General features: G+C 37.8%; 18 protein-coding genes. 2 read left to right on the top strand and 16 right to left on the bottom strand.

Translation table 11 applies throughout. The annotated features are described in order from the left end of the window. From MVE01_RS05515 to MVE01_RS05505, 3 genes are all read right to left on the bottom strand, one after another. Nucleotides 1–404: hypothetical protein (locus tag MVE01_RS05515; protein WP_472561176.1), on the bottom strand; the 404-nt coding region annotated here is incomplete at its 3' end. A 49-nt stretch (nt 405–453) separates the two neighbouring features. Then, nucleotides 454–843, bottom strand: a complete 390-nt coding sequence (locus MVE01_RS05510) for a tautomerase family protein (RefSeq protein ID WP_472561175.1) — start codon at nt 841–843, stop codon at nt 454–456. Between the two features lie 318 nt (nt 844–1,161). Beyond that, nucleotides 1,162–2,481, bottom strand: a complete 1,320-nt coding sequence (locus MVE01_RS05505) for an FAD-dependent oxidoreductase (RefSeq protein ID WP_472561174.1) — start codon at nt 2,479–2,481, stop codon at nt 1,162–1,164. A 199-nt stretch (nt 2,482–2,680) separates the two neighbouring features. On the opposite strand from MVE01_RS05505, the gene MVE01_RS05500 reads away from it, so the two are divergent. Then, nucleotides 2,681–2,914, top strand: coding sequence for a VF530 family protein (locus MVE01_RS05500; RefSeq protein ID WP_472561173.1), 234 nt, complete (start codon nt 2,681–2,683; stop codon nt 2,912–2,914). Here MVE01_RS05500 and MVE01_RS05495 read toward each other — a convergent pair. From MVE01_RS05495 to gltB, 5 genes are read right to left on the bottom strand one after another with little or no spacing between them, the layout of a single operon-like run. Beyond that, on the bottom strand, nt 2,911–3,474 hold the full coding sequence (locus tag MVE01_RS05495; protein WP_472561172.1) for a thiamine phosphate synthase: 564 nt from the start codon (nt 3,472–3,474) through the stop codon (nt 2,911–2,913). The two genes, MVE01_RS05500 and MVE01_RS05495, sit on opposite strands and share 4 nt — an antisense overlap. A 12-nt stretch (nt 3,475–3,486) precedes the next feature. Then, nucleotides 3,487–4,383 carry an acetyl-CoA carboxylase, carboxyltransferase subunit beta gene (accD, locus tag MVE01_RS05490; protein WP_472561171.1) on the bottom strand — a complete coding sequence of 299 codons (897 nt, stop codon included), beginning with the start codon at nt 4,381–4,383 and terminating at the stop codon, nt 3,487–3,489. Between the two features lie 2 nt (nt 4,384–4,385). Beyond that, the gene (locus MVE01_RS05485; RefSeq protein ID WP_472561170.1) at nt 4,386–5,105 is read right to left on the bottom strand and encodes an inositol monophosphatase family protein; all 720 of its coding nucleotides are present in this window, start codon (nt 5,103–5,105) and stop codon (nt 4,386–4,388) included. Between the two features lie 16 nt (nt 5,106–5,121). Next, nucleotides 5,122–6,504 carry a glutamate synthase subunit beta gene (locus MVE01_RS05480; protein WP_472561169.1) on the bottom strand — a complete coding sequence of 461 codons (1,383 nt, stop codon included), beginning with the start codon at nt 6,502–6,504 and terminating at the stop codon, nt 5,122–5,124. 1 nt (nt 6,505) lies between these two features. After that, nucleotides 6,506–10,927, bottom strand: a complete 4,422-nt coding sequence (gene gltB / locus MVE01_RS05475; RefSeq protein WP_472561168.1) for a glutamate synthase large subunit — start codon at nt 10,925–10,927, stop codon at nt 6,506–6,508. Between the two features lie 87 nt (nt 10,928–11,014). Between gltB and recO the strand changes: the two genes are divergently transcribed. Further along, nucleotides 11,015–11,632, top strand: coding sequence for a recombination protein RecO (gene recO / locus MVE01_RS05470; RefSeq protein ID WP_472561167.1), 618 nt, complete (start codon nt 11,015–11,017; stop codon nt 11,630–11,632). A gap of 30 nt (nt 11,633–11,662) precedes the next feature. On the opposite strand, the gene MVE01_RS05465 is transcribed toward recO, so the two are convergent. The 8 genes from MVE01_RS05465 to MVE01_RS05430 form a co-directional block, all read right to left on the bottom strand. Further along, nucleotides 11,663–12,130, bottom strand: coding sequence for a hemerythrin domain-containing protein (locus MVE01_RS05465; protein WP_472561166.1), 468 nt, complete (start codon nt 12,128–12,130; stop codon nt 11,663–11,665). Nucleotides 12,131–12,211: 81 nt separating this feature from the next. After that, complete coding sequence (locus MVE01_RS05460; protein WP_472561165.1) at nt 12,212–14,071, bottom strand: EAL domain-containing protein; 1,860 nt, start codon at nt 14,069–14,071, stop codon at nt 12,212–12,214. Between the two features lie 62 nt (nt 14,072–14,133). Continuing rightward, on the bottom strand, nt 14,134–14,478 hold the full coding sequence (locus MVE01_RS05455; protein WP_472561164.1) for a zinc ribbon domain-containing protein YjdM: 345 nt from the start codon (nt 14,476–14,478) through the stop codon (nt 14,134–14,136). A gap of 127 nt (nt 14,479–14,605) precedes the next feature. Then, nucleotides 14,606–16,633: a TonB-dependent receptor gene (locus MVE01_RS05450; protein ID WP_472561163.1), complete on the bottom strand. Its 2,028-nt coding sequence runs from the start codon at nt 16,631–16,633 to the stop codon at nt 14,606–14,608. Nucleotides 16,634–16,716: 83 nt separating this feature from the next. Next, on the bottom strand, nt 16,717–17,463 hold the full coding sequence (locus tag MVE01_RS05445) for a TonB family protein (protein ID WP_472561162.1): 747 nt from the start codon (nt 17,461–17,463) through the stop codon (nt 16,717–16,719). Between the two features lie 83 nt (nt 17,464–17,546). Continuing rightward, nucleotides 17,547–17,924 (bottom strand): ExbD/TolR family protein, encoded by a 378-nt coding sequence (locus MVE01_RS05440; RefSeq protein WP_472561161.1) that lies wholly within the window; start codon nt 17,922–17,924, stop codon nt 17,547–17,549. After that, nucleotides 17,921–18,370 carry a TonB-system energizer ExbB gene (gene exbB / locus MVE01_RS05435; RefSeq protein ID WP_472561160.1) on the bottom strand — a complete coding sequence of 150 codons (450 nt, stop codon included), beginning with the start codon at nt 18,368–18,370 and terminating at the stop codon, nt 17,921–17,923. Before exbB ends, MVE01_RS05440 begins: the two co-directional genes overlap by 4 nt. A 75-nt stretch (nt 18,371–18,445) precedes the next feature. Continuing rightward, nucleotides 18,446–19,177, bottom strand: a complete 732-nt coding sequence (locus MVE01_RS05430) for a DUF2202 domain-containing protein (RefSeq protein WP_472561159.1) — start codon at nt 19,175–19,177, stop codon at nt 18,446–18,448. Between the last annotated feature and the right edge of the window lie 62 nt (nt 19,178–19,239).

The following is a 19,239-nucleotide window of genomic DNA, read 5'->3' as shown; positions in this document are numbered from 1 at the left end:
TTATCGTTTGGATTAGAGGCAAGGAGTTGTTGCATTACCCTTAACGATTCATTTTTTTCGCCCATCTCCCACATTTTTAGTGCATAATTATATATCATACGTATAATATGTCTGTTTTCCATAAAGAGCCAACTTAACACATCTGGAAACTTCCCTCTACGTATCACCATCTTCATAGCTCGTTCATATCCTTCTTTGAGGATATTAAAACTCTGCATATCATCTTCTGCATACGCATAGTATTCTGAAAGTGTCACATATGGATCAAAAAAATTTGGATCTTTTTTAATAATCTTTTTAAGTGTTTTGATACCTTTTTGTATATTCTGCTCTTCACCCTCAAGAAAGTCCCAATACGCTGTTTGTACCTCATATCGATCTATCTCATCAACAAACTCATACATATATTTTCCTTATTTAATAACATATTATACCCTCTCAATCTGTAACATATTATACCTCTACCTTATAATCCAGCAACATCTCATCACCACTCATCCCATGAAAACCAAAATGATATGCAGGGGCTTCTTGTATGAGTATCTCTATATCAATCGATGGTATACCTACTTCTTTTCGTATATGTTCAAAAAGTAAAGCTATGAGCCTCTTTTTTGTCTCTTTGGTTCTACCCTCTATCATCATAAATTCTATGATGGTGTAGGCATGACTTCTATTGGGAGGGAATACCATATCCTCCTTCTTTATAGGAAAAAAGCGGTGAAACCTTTTGTCTTTAGGAAACGCTAACGCCTCCACCACACAGTGATGAATCACATCTGATAACTGTTTTTTAACAGGGTTCAATTGGGAATCTACCCCATATATTTTTACTTGTGCCATAAGGCATCCTTTATTAATCACACGATAGTGTACTTTGTCGTGGAGAACAGCCTTAAAACAATAGCAATTCAAGAGCCACGATGATTTTTTACTTCGTTTTTTCTAAAAAAATGAAAGGAGAGCCAATGCCTCAATTTTATAAAAAAGAAGTACCGAAAAATGTATAAATTATGATAATAAGAATATCAGCTAAAAAAGAAAAGTAGTAGGCTAAAGCCAAGAGTTAAGAAGCATCATCATAGATTGAAATGTAGTAATAAAAGTTTTCATATTTTGCTCCTTAAAAATTCTAATTCAAAAAGTATATATAAATACCCCTTAAACATAAAACATATTATTATACATCGACTGTGCCCAGTTGAATTGTGCATGGGACTTTCCAAGTGTATTGTGCTTCCAATCTTCATCGGTTGCGCTTCCATTGAAGAATGTATGCCCAGATTTGTCATACTTATAAGTAGAAACCAACGATATTTCACGATCAGGGTACATAGACACAAAAGAATCACAAAATGTAATAGGAGATTCCCACTTTATCGATTTTTTATAATAATCTTCCGCAACCATTCTGGCAACATTCTGCCCTTCTGTGTAAGCAGTATTACCTGATTTGGAAAAGCCCATGGGACGCAAATCACCACATCCGAAAATATTGTCATATCCTTTAAATTTGTTAGTAAAAACATTCAGATTCGCTTCAATACGATTGTATGCGGTTTGGATAGTCAATCCAAGTTTTTCCAGAAGTTTTGTAGCTCTGACATTGGGATAGAAACTCATATCTTCAAATACAATATTATCAAATCCTGTTGTGATTATCTTCTTGTCAAAATCTATGGATTCTATCTCAGTTTCAGGCATATACTCCAAATAGCCCTTATATATTTCATTAAAAGCACTCATAAATCCCTCTTCCTTGATGGTTACCTGATTGTTTGCATCAAGAATAAGAACTTTACCTTTTATCTTGTTCTTTTTAAGATGATCTGCCAATAAACAAGCCCGTTCATAAGGTGCAGACAGACAACGATAATTTCCGTCTGGTACAGTAATAACAAAATTACCACCTTTAAAATTCTGTATTTTCTTTTTAAGGGTCAGGTGCTCTGAACCCGGGATAAATGCTGCAGGGTATTCGCGGGAAAGTTTATGTTCAAAAGCTTCATCACCTTTACTCCAATTATAGTAGTCATACTCTATCCCCGTAGCAAACACCAGATAATCATAATGCAGGTCACCTTCTGTCGTTTTAAGTATATTTTCGTGGGCATTCAAATCTGTTGCAGTCGCCTGAAAATAGGTATATCCAAAATTATTGGCTGCTTCAATATAGCTATGTACCAAAAAGTCCATCGGCACAAGGTCAAAAAGCCAGGCATTACTTGCCGGACAGGAAACAAACTCATAGCGTTTCTCTACCAATGTTACTTCTGCATGAGGAATATGCTCTTTAATATGTTTTGCAAAAGAGAGACCTGACCATCCACCACCTACAACAACGATACGTGGATGTTTAGAAGGTTTGGTTATTTTTGTCTTTTTTACCTCCACTATCTTCTCTGCTGCTATAGCACTCCCCGCGGTTGAAGCCAAAAGCATCATTTTTACACTGTTTTTAAGAAGTTCTCTTCTATTCATAATAATTTTCCTGCATAATTAAAATAACGCAGGGTTATACCATAATTTTCATTACCTATGTGTTAAAATATTCATCAATCCCCTCATAAAAAGTACTTCTTGCTTAAAATTATAGTCTGATTCAATATCTCTTCCCTCATTCTCTGCCCTTTTTATTCTGAAATTTGGATAAAATACATCAAAATAAGAGGAAAACTAAATGAGTAATGAACATAAAAACGATCCTTTACACGGCATAACACTTAAAGTACTTTTAAATGAACTTGTAGAACATTATGGTTGGGAGACGCTTTCAGAATTTGTAACTATCAATTGTTTTCAGAGTAACCCTTCCATAAACTCTTGTCTTAAATTTTTAAGAAAGACCCCTTGGGCAAGAGAGAAAGTAGAGAAAGTTTATCTTGCTATGAAAAAAAGTGAAAACAAAAACTAAAAATTATAAAGCCCTGAACCTATCACTTTATAAATGATCGGTTTTTCAAACGTATCATTAACTTTTACACCGCCAATGATCCCAACAGGATGTTTAGAGTGCCTAGCCGCCTTAAGGAGGGCTTCTCCTCCAACATTTGCTTCTGACTTCGTACTTGTACTTCTAAAAGCTCCTAAGCCTATATAGTCAATATTCAACTCATTTGCCTCTAATATCTCTTTTTGGTCATGCGTCGAAAGTCCCAGTAACTTTTTGCCTATTTTCTGACGAACAAGCGATACTGCCTCTTTTAGATTCTTAGAGTATTGTCGTATATCTTCCTGTCCTATATGCAGTCCATCGGCATACTCTATAAGCTCTATACTGTCATTGATAATGACTATTCCCTTGTAGTATTCACATATAGTAAGCAGATCGGTTTTTTTCTCTTTCAGGGAACCTGATTTATTACGGTATTGGAGTATAGGAATATTTTTAAAATTATTAATATGTTGAAGGAATCTGGCTAAAGAGACATCTTTTGAATTGAGTGTCTCCTTATCTACTAAAGCATAGATCATACAGAACGTTGTCTATACTTCTTCTTGAATTGCTTCATTGTCTACATCTGTACTGCGTCTTTTGGGTGCAGGCTTGCCCAAAGCATCTTTTTTAAAAAGTACAAGAAGATCAGCTAAAGTCTGGTGCATATCTCCACGATCTACGATCATGTCTATAAGCCCATGCTCAAGTAGGAATTCTGAACGCTGGAAGCCTTCGGGAAGATCCACACCCACGGTCTGTTTGATAACCCTCTGCCCTGCAAACCCGATAAGTGCTCCAGGTTCAGCCATAATAATATCTCCAAGCATTGCAAAAGAAGCACTTACTCCACCCATGGTAGGATCTGTCAAGATCGAGATGAAAGGTAACCCTTTATGATGCAACCTGTTCAATGCCGCAGAAGTTTTACTCATCTGAAGCAGTGCATAGGTACTCTCCTGCATTCTTGCCCCGCCTGATGCAGAGACAATGATCACACCACACTCTTTTTCGATAGCTCTATCTACTGCACGTACGATCTTCTCACCCTCAACAGAACCCAAACTTCCACCCATAAAGGCAAAGTCAAAAACAACAAGTTCTACCGGTGTTCCACCCACTGTACATGTACCACTCATCACTGAAGAAGTTTTACCTGTTTTTGTTTTGGCTTCTTCCAAACGTTTTTTGTAGGATTTTTTGTCCGAGAATTTTAATGGGTCTACAGGAGCCAATGTAGTATCATGTTCTACAAAACTTCCTTCATCGACAATAGAAGCAATACGTTTATCTGCATTGATACGAAAATGATGATTACACTTCGGGCAGACATTCTGCTTTGCCTCAACTTCCTTATAATACATCAATGAAGTACATTTCGGACATTTTATCCATTGATTGGGCGTCTCATGTTTTACTTCATCTTTTTTAAATAAATTCCCAAACATCCTTACTCCTCTATCGTTTTTATTAAATTTTCAATTTTCAAGGCTACATTTAACTCTTTTGATACTATAACATAATCCTCTTCAACAATCACTTCAAGACCTTCACAAAGTGCCAATCCTGCTGCAAAATCATAGATACGGAATTTACCCACAAAAAGTACATAATTCACCGATCTTGCATAGGCCAATGAAAGTGCAATAGCTCCCGGAGCTCTGAACTTCAAGCCTTCATTATCCAAAGCAGCCACAAGCAGGGGATTTGCATAGGCTTTTTCGAAAAGACCTATCTCTGCATGAGGAGCAGTGTATGGAAGATGGAACGAAGAAGAGAAGAGTTTCCCCTGCTGTACTTCTTTACTCTCTTCTTTAAAGAAAATATCTCCATTCGCAAGGTTGCAGACCACTGCTGCATCTAAAATGCCCTCACCGTTTACCTTGGCTACAGATGTACCGTAAAAAGGAAAAAGGGAAAGTGCATTGGCACTTCCGTCTATAGGGTCAATAATGATCTTACTTTTCCCCTCTCCTATAAGTCCTGACTCTTCCGACTCTATCTGCCCAAAAGTACTAAGGTATTTTACAAATATCTTCTCAGCAAAAAGATCAAGCCTTGAACTTACATCTCCGCCTGCTCCCACAACAGTCTTCTCAAACCATGAAGCCTCAAAGCCGTCTTTTATCGCTTCGGCTATCTCTTCATTGGCTTTAATGCAAGCTTGCATAAAATCCGTCATAATGCTATTTTACTAACATCTTTACCATAGCTTTTGCTGCATCTCGACCGTCGCGTGCCGCAGTAACAACCAAGTCAGCACCACGATGACAGTCACCCCCGGCATAAATACCAGGCTGTGTGGTCTTGTAATTCTCATCGACAAGAACACCGCCCCACTTATCGGTTTCTATACCGTTACTTGCGAAGAACGGATAATTCACATTGTCAAATCCAAGTGCAAAAATAACCACATCTGCATCTACTTTATATTCACTGCCGGGGATCTCTTCCACACGTTGTCTTCCTGAGCTGTCAGGCTCACCAAGTTTAGTCTTAACCATTTCAACAGCGATTACTTCACCTTTATCATTGGTAATAAGTGCTTTGGGAGAAACGTAAAATTCGAACTCAACACCCTCTTCCTTGGCATTAATATACTCTTTTCTGCTTCCTGGCATATTGTGCGCATCACGTCTGTAGAGACACTTGACAGATTTTGCTTTTTCCCTTAAAGAAGTACGTACACAGTCCATAGCGGTATCTCCACCACCAATAACTACAACATTTTTCTCTTTGACTTCGATATTCTTCTCTCTAGGCTCATCAAAAAGTTTTTTCTGTATATCTACAAGGAACTCCATTGCCAGATGTACATTGGGAGCATCTTCACCTGTTAGTCCGGATTTTCTACCTGCTATAGCACCTACTCCGATAAATACGGCATCAAACTCTTTTGTAAGAGTATCAAATGTCTTATCTTTGCCTATCTCTACATTTTGATGAAAGACAGCGCCGGCTTCTTCAAGAAGTTTTACTCTTCTTGCGATCACATGTTTGTCAAGTTTAAATCCTGGAATACCATAGGTAAGTAAACCGCCTGCCCTGTTCTGCTTGTCAAATATTTCTACATCTACACCTTCTCTAAGAAGGAAAGTTGCAGCAGAAAGACCTGCCGGTCCTGCACCGATTATCGCTACCTTTTTACCAACTTTATCTTGAGAAAATTTAGGTTTGAACCCTTTTTTGAACCCTTCTTCATTGACAAACGTCTCAACAGAGCCTATGGTAATAGCGCCATGACCGTCATTGAGTGTACAGGAACCTTCACAAAGTCTGTCATGAGGACAGATACGCCCCATCACTTCAGGGAAAGGAGAAGTTTCATTTGAGAGATCAAAGGCAAACTCCAGATCATTGTTCGCCGTTGCTTTAAGCCACTGGGGAATAAGATTATGAAGCGGACAACCATTATGACAGTACGGATCACCACACTGGATACATCTATCTGACTGTTCACTTCCTTTTAGCGGCTTGAATACTTCGTAGATCTCTTCGAAATCTTTTGTTCTTTCAACCACATCTCTTTTTTTAGCATCTATTCTTTCTAAATCAAAAAATCGTAACATCTTATTCTCCCTCCTCTATTTTCAAAGGACCCTTCATATCTTTTGGTCTTACCATCCAGAAATTTCTGATTTCTACTCTGAAATTATCCAATATCTTTTTAGCTATTTTGCTTTGTGTCTCTTTATAGTAATCTTTGAGAAGTTTTTTAAGATAATATCTTTCAATATCCGTATCTTCAGTGTCAATACGTCTTGCTTCTACAAGTTCCTGATTAATATTTTCTACAAATTCATGCTCTACATCATAAACAAATGCTACACCACCTGTCATACCGGCACCGAAGTTCACACCTGTTTTACCAAGGATCACGACTGCTCCACCCGTCATATATTCACAAGGGTGATCTCCCGTTCCTTCAACGATCGCAATGGCTCCTGAGTTACGTACACCAAAACGCTCACCTACTTGACCATTGATATAAAGTTTACCGCCTGTTGCACCATACAGACAAGTATTTCCGCCCAGTGAATAAGCTTGTCCGCTCTTGTCGGCAGTGATAATGATGCGTCCGCCTGACATTCCTTTTCCAATATAGTCATTTCCAGCACCATTGACATGGATACTTATACCTGGACTCAAGAATGCCCCCAGAGACTGTCCTGTCGTACCTGTCAGTCTAAGGTCAATCGTTTTATCAGGAAGCCCTTTGTCCCCATAATATTTCGCAATCTCTCCAGAGATACGAGTACCGAAACTTCTATTTAGATTAGAGATCTTTTTCTCCAACACAATAGGATCATCCGGATTTTTGATCGACGGCATAAGCTCAGAGAGGATCTCTTTTTCATATTCATTTTTATCATACGGTTCATTGAACGGTACTTGACGTGTATTGACACCATCAAGTTTGTAAAGAAGATTCTCAAAAGAAAATTTCTTGGCAAATGCATCATCTATTACTTCAAGCAGGTCATTTTTTCCGATAATCTCTTCAAGCGAAGTATAACCAAGCGAAGCAAGTATCTCACGTACATCTTCTGCAAGTAAAGTAAAGTAGTTGATGACTCTTTCTACTGTTCCTTCATAATACTCTCTTAGTTTTTCTTCCTGTGTAGCGATCCCCACAGAACATCTGTTCAAGTGACAGATACGAAGTATCTTACAGCCAACTACAGTCAATGCCCCTGTACCAAAGGCAAAAGATTCTGCACCAAAGATAGCAGCTTTTACTACATCCAGACCTGTTTTGAGTCCACCATCAGTTTCTAGTTCCACCTGTCCTCTAAGATTATTCGCTTTAAGTGCATTATGTGCTTCAATGAGTCCAAGTTCCCAAGGGTTACCTGCAAATTTAATAGACCCGATAGGTGCTGCACCTGTACCCCCGTCTGCACCTGAGATAATGATCTTATCGGCATATGCTTTGGCTACACCTGCTGCGATCGTTCCTACACCAGCAGTTGATACCAATTTGACGGCAATTCTTGCTTTAGGATTGATCTGCTTCAAGTCAAAAATAAGCTGTGCCAAGTCTTCAATGGAGTAAATATCATGGTGTGGCGGAGGGGAAATAAGTGTTACACCCGGTGTAGTATGTCTAAGTCTGGCGATCAATGGACTTACTTTATGTCCTGGAAGCTGACCACCCTCACCCGGTTTAGCCCCCTGTGCTACCTTAATCTGAAGTTCATCAGCAGAGACAAGATACCCTGGTGTTACACCAAAACGTCCAGATGCGATTTGTTTTATCTTGGAATTTTTAAGCGTACCGAAACGTGCTGCATCTTCTCCCCCCTCACCCGAGTTTGATTTTCCGCCAATAGTATTCATAGCTTCAGCCAAACACTCATGTGCTTCAGGAGAGATGGAACCCAAACTCATCGCTGCTGTTGAGAAACGTTTAAAGATTTCGGAAAGCGGTTCAACTTCATCTACTGAAATAGCTGTTTTATCTGATTTGAGTACAAAGAAGTCACGAATGAATTTTTTATCACGACCATTGACAAGCTCTTTAAGATGTACAAAATCTTCTTTTTTACCACTTTTGGAAAGTTTATGGATAGCATGGACGGTTGCCGGGGAAAAGTCATGAAACTCCTGCCCGGAAAGGAACTTGTAGTACCCACCGATATTCAACGGGAAGATACGATTTAGTGTTTCTCTGGCATAGGCATCTTGATGTATTTTACATAAACGTGCTTCAATATCTTCATAACCAAGACCCGAAAGCAAGCTATGTGCTCCCGCAAAACATTCAGTAGTAATTTCTTCGCTTAGCCCAATCACATCAAAGAGTTTTGAATTTCTATAACTAGAGATAGTTGCAATCCCCATTTTGGACATAATTTTCAAAAGTCCGGCATTAATTGATTTTCTTACCTTTTTCAAGATAGGGGCAAGATTGATACTCTCATCTTTTCTTCGTGCTATCATCGCTACTGTCTGGTAAAGCATATACGGATAGATTGCTGCCACACCAAAGCCAAGCATACATGCTGCCATATGAGAGTCATAGACTTCACCAGTAGCTGCAATAATACTTATCAAATGACGCTCTCCTGCTTCAAGCAGTGCCTGATTCAAGCGTCCAACCACCATAAGCATAGGCATTACTTTTGTATCAGCATCCAAAGCTCTGTCATCTAAAATAACTGTTCTTATACCATCATTTTTCACATCTGAGAGAATTGTTTCAATGAGATGTGAGAGTGAAGCTTTAAGGTCTGAACTGAATACTGTACTGTAGGTTCTAGCTTTGTAACTTGCATCATACTTAGGATCTTTTTCATCTCCAAAAGCTTTGAGAAGTTCCAGTTTTTCAAGTGACAAAATTGGAGAAACTGTTTTAAGTCTTTTGGCATGTTCAGCATCATCTGAAAGAATATTTCTAATTTCACCAAATCCTGTATTGAGACTCATGACTACTTTTTCACGAATAGGATCTATTGGTGGATTGGTGACCTGGGCAAATTTTTGCTTGAAAAAGTCTGTAAAGTTTCTCTGTTTCTCTGAAAAGGCTGCCAATGGTGTATCATCTCCCATGGAAGCTGTTGCTTCTTTACCCTCTTTTACCATCGGCTCAAACACCTGTTCTATGACTTCAAGTGTAATATTAAAATAGCGCTGCTTGGCTTCCATTTCTGTTTTTTCAGGAATAGCTACATCCGAAAAAGGATCATCCATATGCTCTTGAAGGTAAACCATATTGTCATTGAGCCACTTATCATACGGATCCATATTTTTAAGGTAACCGTTGATATCTTCATTTTTCAATACTTTGCCGTATTTAAGATCTACACCCATCATCTCACCGGACTGAAGTCTTCCCCTCTCAAGGATCTCCTCTTCCGGTGTTTCAAGTACTCCATATTCAGAAGAGATAAGCAGTCTGTTGTCTTTGGTTATGATATATTTTGAAGGTCTAAGCCCGTTTCTGTCCAGTACACAGCCAATGTAACGACCATCTGTCATACTCACTGCGGCAGGTCCGTCCCACGGTTCAAAACAGGTACTTGCATACTCATAGAAAGCTCTGAGTTTTGCATCCATATGCGGTGCATTCTGCCATGGTGCAGGTAAGATGGAACGTGCAGCTTTAAAAAAGTCCATCCCGTTGATACGCAAAAATTCAAAAAAGTTATCCAAACTTGCAGAGTCAGACATTTGTGCCTGAATAACAGGTACAAGTCTTTTCATCTCTTCATCAGAAAATACTTCACTTTCAAGTGCTTCCATCTTCGCTGCTACATTAAATCGGTTGGCTGTAACAGAGTTGATCTCACCATTATGTGCAATACTTCTAAAAGGTTGTGCAAGTCTCCACTCAGGCAGTGTATTGGTAGAAAATCTTTGGTGGAAAAGACAAAATGAAATTTCAAAATCTTCATCTCCAAGGTCTTGATAGAATGCTTTAATATGCGTAGGCATTACAAGCCCTTTGTAGGAGACCACAGAAGTAGAGAATGACGGAATATAGAAATTTCTGTCATCCGCTATTTTTGCTTCTATCTCTTTACGGGAAAGGTAGACCAGTGCATCAAATCGTCTTGCACCCATAATGGAGTTTGGTGCAACGAATACCTGTTTGATCGTTGGAAGTGAAGCCAATGCCTGCTCACCCAGTGCATCAGTATCTACAGGTACTTCCCTTGTATGGATACATTTAAGATCATTGTTTTGACATACCTCTTTAATGATATCAAAATCTTTCTCGTTTTTAGAAAAAACCATAGCAACAGCATACGTATCAGGAAGGGTAATGCCCTCTTTTTTTGCCGATTTTGCAAAAAACTTTCTAGGAATGGATAGAAGCAGACCCGAACCATCTCCTGTTTTTCCATCCGCTGCAACTGCTCCTCTGTGCATCATACGTGACAGCGATGTAACGGCATCTTCCAAATTTCTGTGTGATGGAGTATTGTCGATGGAAGCAAGCAATCCAAATCCACAATTATCCTTGAACGAGGTAAATAAATCTCTCATAAGCCAACCTTTAATTTAATTTCGCTAGGGTTACGCAAAATACCCTATAAATGGGGTCGATTATACTAAAAAGGTGGTTAAAAATAGATGAAAGGATTCGTGTTGGGTCTTCGTAAAGCCAAGAACGAAGACAGTATCGCCCTTGTTCTCACAAGCAAAGATATACGAACCTACTACCGTTTTTTTGGTGCAAGACACTCCATTTTACAATTGGGGAACCTCATCGACTTTGAAGTAGAAGGAGAAGGAAGCAGTTATCTTCCCAGACTGCGTTCCCTCTCTCATCTCGGCTTTCCCTGGCTGTTTGACAAGAACAGACTCCTGCTGTGGCACAACTTCATCAAAAAGTTTGAACCCCATCTCAAAGATGCAACAGAACTGGATTCCTTTTATTTCGATCTACTGTTAAATGCTGCCAAAAAGTGGGATAAACAAAATCCAAAACGTATTGTCTGCGAAAGCTACATAGCATTACTTGTGTACGAGGGAAGACTTTACCCTGAGGAGAACTGTTTTATTTGCGAACATCGTATAGAAGACGATATAGCACTGATGCAGGCATTCAAACCGGCACACCCTTCATGCATCTACAGTTCTGCACTACCCACCAAAAAAGTGCTTGATTTTTTTGAAAGTAAAAAAACTGTTTTTCTGGATGATCATGAAGTAGAATATCTCTTTGAAATAGTCATGAAAGGGCTATAAGCATGATTAATTGATCTCAACAAAATTACTTTATCTTAGATAAAGTGTATAAAGATTTTCCTCTTCTGATGCAACTCTATCAGAAAGTTCACTTACGATCTGTTTAAATTTCTTTTCATATTCTGTATCAAGAGGAATATCATCCCTTGCATAATAATCAAAGAAATGGAGTACATCATTTTGTATCTCTTTAATAGAATTTTCAAATGATTTGATAATATCAAATGCATTTTCATCTTCTTTGTAATAATCCTTCATATACCAATAAAGCTTTATATCTTCTTCCATAAAATGTCCCAATAGTCTCATCCTTAAGTGTTTTAAGGCATTTTTAACTATCCCCGTTCCAATTGCACCTTGATCCATTGCTTTCTGTATTTTTTCTATATCTGCTCTAATAGCATCATGGTCTTTATGAAACTTACCTATTAGTTTCGGATCATATTTTGGTATATGACTTTTCTTTTCTTCTTTTTTATTAAATAAATCAAAAAACATATTATTTCCTCCCTCTGTTGAAACATTCTTATACTTTATAACTATTATAATAAAAAAATGTCAAAAAAATGTTCTACATATTTATATCTGAATACAGTGTATATATTCTTGCTCAGAAAGCGGCTTGGAGAAAAGATAGCCCTGATAGACATCGCACCCTTTTTTCAAAAGATACTGGCGTTGATACTCATGCTCAACACCTTCAGCAATGACTGACATGTGAAGTGTTTTTCCCATAGCTATAATTGTATCTAGAAGTATGTTTTGTGTGCCGTCTTTTGGTATGGCGTCTACAAATGCTTTATCTATCTTCAAGGCATCTATTGAGAGTTTATCCAGATAGGAAAGTGTTGAATACCCTGTACCAAAATCATCTAAAGCGATACCTATATTCAAAGATTTGATCTGTTTAAGTTTATAAGCCATTTCCCGATTATTTTCCATCATAATACTTTCAGTCAGTTCTATCTGTAATTGATTTCCGTCCAACCCTGCATCTTCTATGGCTTTTTCCAGTATATGATACATGTTCTCATGTTGAAATTGTCTGATGGAAATATTTACAGCGAGTTTCAGCTTTTTATGTGAATCAACCTTGTTAAAGCGTACAATTGCCTGACATGCCTCTTCAATGATCCATCTGCCCAATTTCAAAATAAATCCTGTATTTTCTGCCAAAATAATGAATTTATCCGGAAGGATAAGTCCTAACTCCGGATGATCCCAGCGTATTAATGCCTCTGACGAGACGATCTCATTGGTAGACAACAGTACCTTTGGTTGAAAATACAGCAAAAATTCTTTTTTATCCAAAGCACTCGACATATCTTGTATCAATTTCATTTCCGTATGTACAGAAACATTGAATTCTTCTTTAAAAAAGGTAAAATTATCCCGCCCAAGATTTTTTGATTGATACATGGCTATATCTGCATTCTTCATCAGATCAATACTGTTTGTACCATCATCCGGATAGAGAGCAATCCCCATACTTGCAGAGATCCTCAATTCATAATTCCTCACCATCCATGGTCTGCGTACAAGTTCCATGATCCTATGAATAGCAAGTGTAAGATTAATACTTTTCAGATCATTCAGAATAATAATAAATTCATCGCCACCAACACGGGCAAAGATATCATCTTCTCTAAGAGACTGGGCAACACCTTCTGCAATCAGCTGCAGTAGATTATCACCGATGTCATGCCCTAATGTATCATTAATATGTTTGAAATGGTCAAGATCCAAAAAAAGCAGTGCAAAACGATTCTCTTTGCTATAATTATCAAAAAGCATCTTTTCCATCAGTATTTCCAAATGCAAGCGATTTGATATGCCTGTCAATGCATCAAAATGCAGCATGTCAGAGATCTTTTTTCTTGTTTTTACCTGATCTGTTACATCTCTTAGAATACCTTCTATAGACTCTATCTTGCCTTCTGTGTTCAATATGGGAAATTCAGTAAGTTCAAGATAACGCATTGAACCATTTTTGTGCTGTATTTTAAGCTCATACGGTCTGCCGTCTTTTGGTCTTATAAATCTCTTTGAACTATCAAGCGCTATCTCATTCATAAAAATATCACTGCAATGTTCTATAAATTCATCATGGGTATACCCCAACATCTCTTTTACTGATTCGCTAACTGAAATAAATTTGCCATCCGCATTCTTTGTATAAAAAAAGTAGTAGGGTTGAAGATTTGAAATAAGCCGATTATATTTTTCCTCACTGTAAGCTAACTTGTTTCTTGAGTTATCTTTGAGTGTTTTGTAGAGTACCTGCATCCCTTTGGAAGATATTTCCAGCATATCTTCCCAGAGTTTACGGTTTTCATCTGCCGTATGATATGCCTTGCTGACTACATGAAATAGTTTTTTTAACTGAAGTTCTGTAAGTTCTCCTTCTCTATACCCTATCTTTTTTAATTGATATCGCAAAAGCTCATGCATTTTCAGTAGCCGACATCATTAAAAATATAGCAGGGAAGAGGTTTCATCATTTATGCCTTTTTCACAAATTCCTGCTTGAGTTTAATGGCACCGACACCAGGTACTTTACAGTCGATATTATGTCCATCATTACCTTCGACAAGACGGATACCTTTAATCTTGGTACCAACTTTGATCCCGCCGCTGCTTCCTTTGACTTTAAGATCTTTGATAACAGTAACCGTATCGCCATCTTCCAAAATATTACCATTTGCATCTCTTACAACCAATCCTTCCTCGGCTTGGGCTGCTTCATCCTTGCTCCACTCATACGCACACTCAGGACAGATATAGAGATTACCGTCCTCATAAGTATATTCACTGCCGCATTTTGGGCAACTAGGGATATTTTCCATTGTTTTCCTTTGTATCATTAAATTATGAGATCTATTTTACTCTTTTTTTGATTAATGGTATGTAAGATAAAAGGGGAAGTAGCGTGGTTTAAAATATTTTATCCCTCTGACAAAAGAGGGATAAGGGTTAAAATTTATATTTTATATTCGCATATACATAACGTCCTGGTTCATTCATAAGCATGACATCTTCATCTCCTCCGCCCGCGATCAGTGTCAAGTCTTTATAGGTATTGGAAACAGCATAGGTTTTATCGAAAACATTATCTATACCGAGTGTCAATTCAAAATGCTTACCAAAGGTCTTTGTACCTTTCAGATTAAATACAGTATAACTGTCTAACGGCTGTTCTCCGTTATCTGCATCAAACTTGCTCCATTTTGCACTGTATACGCCTTCGGCTTTAAAACTTAGACTCTCATCATAATCATAATTGAGTGCCAAATTAAGTTTTAACGGAGGAATCTCTGCCAGATCTTTGTCTCTCTGTCCAATAAGAGCATCTTTCTTTTTTCCTCTTTGGTAGGAAAGTCCATAATCAAAATAGATTGATTCTGTAGCAACATAAGTTCCGGAGACATCAAGACCCCAGATGACGGCATCTACATTTTCAAAACGTTTCGTTGTAGCATTATAGGCAATGTAGTCTCTAAGGTCACTATAGAAGAACTTGCTCTTGAGCGTAAAGTCTTCCCAAGTATACTCTGCACCCATATCAAACTCTCTGTTTTGCACTTCATTAAGATCATTGTTCCCTATTTCCTTTCCCATGGGTCCTTTTGAATGAAAATAAAGCTCTCTTCCATCCGGTACACGAGATGAGACTCCTATCCCTGCAAAATATTTACTGGATTTATCAGCATGATACACAGCATAAATATTGCCACTCAAGCCATCATAACTGTTATCTTTCACACCTGGTCTTGCTGTGGAGATGTCTGTATTATCATAACGCAGACCAAGATTGAGTTCCCATTTCTCTATACTGATCTTATCTTTGGCAAAGAATGCAATATTTTCAGTATCTGTATCCCAAATACTGTGGAAATTTGGGTGTCCTGCATTTGGAAATGGATTATTATTTTTATAATACTTTCCATCCCAGTTTCGTTTACTGTAATCAAGACCTAATATAAGCGAATGCTTGCTTAGTTCAAATTCATTTTTAAGTTTGATACCTTGCATTTTTGTTGTAAGCCAATGCTTTATTACCCCTTTAGCAGCAGTAGATTTTCTATATTGATTGCTCATAGGATGATCTACTTCTGACTGGTAGGCACTCAGTGTTAGTTTTTTAGAATACTGTCCAAGGTCTTTAAGTATATATTTTAAATTATAGATATCACCATCATCATACTCGGCATCCATTGGTGTATTTGGATACAGTACATCATCGCTTTTGTCTTTCGTGTAGCTTAGTTCAAGCGACTGAGTATCAGTAATATCCCAAAACATTTTAGCCAACACTGTTTTTTTAGTATAGGCATCCATATCACGGTATACAGGCAAATACCCCATACCTCCTGTTCCTGGATGTGTTGCTATATAGCGGTCTTGCTGCTGGGCAAATGTATCACCATTACCATCTTCATATTGTCCTCCCTGCTCATATGAGGTAGAGAGCAGAAATCTTACAGCATCAGAACCACCAGAGAGTGTAAAAGCACCCTTTTTATAATCAAAACTCCCTACATTCAAAGAGAGCTCTCCGGAGAGCTCTCTTTTAGGTTTTTTCGTATGTATCTTAATATCAGCACTCAGTGATCCAAAATCTTCTACATTGAACGGCCCCTCGTTCAACTCAATATAGTCAATATTATTGGTAAGTACATGAGAGACGGGTGGATCCATTCGATTCGGACAGGCACCACAGATCTTTGCACCGTCTATGGTTACATTGATATTATCTTTTTTCTGCCCCCTGACAATAATATCATTGGCGATCCCTGATCGTCTCACCAAAGAGACGCTCGGACTCTGCTTAAACAGTGCTTCTGCCAAGTCTGCTGACTTTAAATCCTCTCCACTGACATCCTTAACTACCTCTGTATCTAGCTTTCCTTCAACATTTATAGTCCCCAGCTCCACTTCTGCTGCCTGAAGTGACAGTGCACAGACCAAAGAGAGATAAATTGCTTTTTTCATTTTTCTCATTGTAACTCCTCCAAATTGTTTAGAGTATTGTTACATGCTACTGTTAATTATGTGTTAAACGTTAGACTTCTTTCAAAAGTCTTTTATCTCAGTTGATAACGAAGTGAAAGATTGACCGACGTAGGCAGAGAAAAAGGTGCATTTTTTGTACTTATGGGGAAGGCACTCTTTATGGCAGAGCGTGCAGAGTTATGAAATACTTTTGGACCGTTTACGGCAATATTACCTACGTTTCCATTGGAAAAAATAGTAAACCGTACTTTCACAGTTCCCTGCATGCCTCGTCTTTGGGCAATACGCGGATAACTTTTGGCACGGTTTATTTTAGCTCTGAGTCTTGCCAGAAACTGGCTTTTTTTAGCCGGGTTAACGCTGCTTGGTCTTGATGGTACCGTGACTCTTTTATGAACACTCTTTTTAATGATTTTTCTGCCGGTTTTCTTTTTTATTTTCTTCTTAAGAAGTTTTTTTTTCTTTCTTTTCTTCGGTACAGGTTTTTTAACTACCTTTTTTACAATAGGTTTAGGTTTTTCTATAGGCTTTATGACCACAGCTTCAGGAGGTAAGGGCTCAGGTTCTACAACTTCAGGTTCCTGTTCAGGCTCTACTGCAACTTCAGGTTCAGGCTCAGTTTTTGGTTTTACAATAGGTTCAACTATTTGAGGTTCAGGAGGGACAAATTCATTAAGCGTAAGGGTAATGATCTTTTCTTGAGGTTTTTTCTCTACTGTAAAGTGTTGATTTTTAATATAAACAAAATAACCGGCAATTACAAAAACATAAAAGAATGTTGTCAGTAAAAAAGATATTTTATACCGATGTTTTTGCACAACAACCCTTTTAACTGTTTTTCAAGGGGGTGAAAGAAATATATTCTGCTTGTGTTAATTCTCTGTTAAGAGAACATAAAAAATTACTGTTTTGTCACAATAGAAATATTTTCAAACCCTTTTTCCTTCATAAAATCGATCACATCTACAAAATAGTGAAACGCTGTTTCTTTGTCTGTATGCAATGACACACTGTCTTTCTTAGGATCAAGCTCCCCTAACTTCTGCTTCAAAGCATCCAAAGAGAGATTCTCTTTATCAAAAAAATATTTTCCCTCTTTATCTATAGCCAGAACTATACTCTTTTTATCTTCTTTCTTCTGTGAACTTGCCTGGGGAAGGTCAACTTTTATGGTTTTATTGGTCACAAAAGTCGCTGTTGCCAGAACAATGACCAGTAGTACCAGTACAATATCAATGAACGGAACAACATTCATCTTATCAAAGCGTTCGCGTCTCATCCCTTTGTTTGCCCTTTATCATTCATCACTTCCCACTGTGCAAGAAGTCTGTCTACTTTTGTAAGCAACGCATTATAAATAACCGTTGCAGGAATGGCAACCACCAAACCTGCTGCTGTTGCTTTAAGCGCCAAAGCCAAGTGCTTCATGATCTCCCCGGGGTTGATCGTATCCTGCTGATCCCCAATAATGTAAAAAGTAAGGATGATCGCAAGCACCGTCCCCAAAAGACCGATAAAAGGTGCGTTTGAGCCAATAGAAGCAATGGTAGAAAGATGTTTGCTCAGATCAAGTTCCAACTCTTTTTCATGACTATAGCTTTCAAGTTTCACACTACGATAATAAAGTATTCTCTCTATGGCAAATGCAAAAGTAATAAAACTCAAGAATGCAAGCAATCCTATGATCCCGTAATCTACAATATTTTTTATCTGTTCTATGGGCATTTTTCTTCTTTTATATAAATGTTTACTGGATTATAATGGAAAATAGATTATAAAGAATTAATGTATATCAATACTTTATCTGTTACCTCTGCCATTTCCTTTTTCAGTCTGAGGATATTCTGGATGACAATAAGTATCACCTAAAGAACAACATCCTTCACTGACCCCTATATTTTTAAGCCCTTCATTGAAAGCCCAATAGTGATTATAGCTGCCATCTCTAAGTATGTTAAATGCATCAACAACATCTATTGCTTCAGAAGTTTGTGCAAGTTGAATATACTCATCAAGATCGGTGACATCAACAACTTCGACCATACACCCAACTTCAAGTGCATCCTTCTTTGAGTCAACTCCTTTGTCATAGAGTTCATCATATAGTTCCTGTATCTTTGCAATATCATAAACACCTCTTGGCATATCCGATTGAGTGACAGTATTGTCAGCGACAGGAGCAGAGACATCACTCAGCTCATCTTCTGCCAGTTGATACTTACGTACAAGCTGTTGTACGATATCTATATGTTTTGTTTCAGCATTTTGTGAAATATTTAACAACTGTTTGATCTCAATGCCATTTGCAATATGATGATCATAAAGATTCATATAGACATCATATGCCAATCTCTCTTCGTTTCCCATATATGCCAAAGCATCTTTTACTTCTTGTGTAAGTATTGATTTGGAATAAGCATTTGCATCAAAATCTATATTACTGCTTTTATTACTGCCACCAGAACTACCACATCCACTCATTAAAACCAATGTAGACACTGCTACCAAACTCAATAAATTTATATTTTTCATATTTATTCTCCTATATATTTATAGGAGTAGAATAACGTGTCACTGTTAATTATATGTGAACT

Origin of the sequence: Sulfurovum sp., from assembly GCA_026990595.1 — a bacterium.
Taxonomy (GTDB): domain Bacteria; phylum Campylobacterota; class Campylobacteria; order Campylobacterales; family Sulfurovaceae; genus Sulfurovum.
Note: the sequence above shows the minus strand (reverse complement) of the source record. Positions and strands in the feature narration are given on the sequence as shown.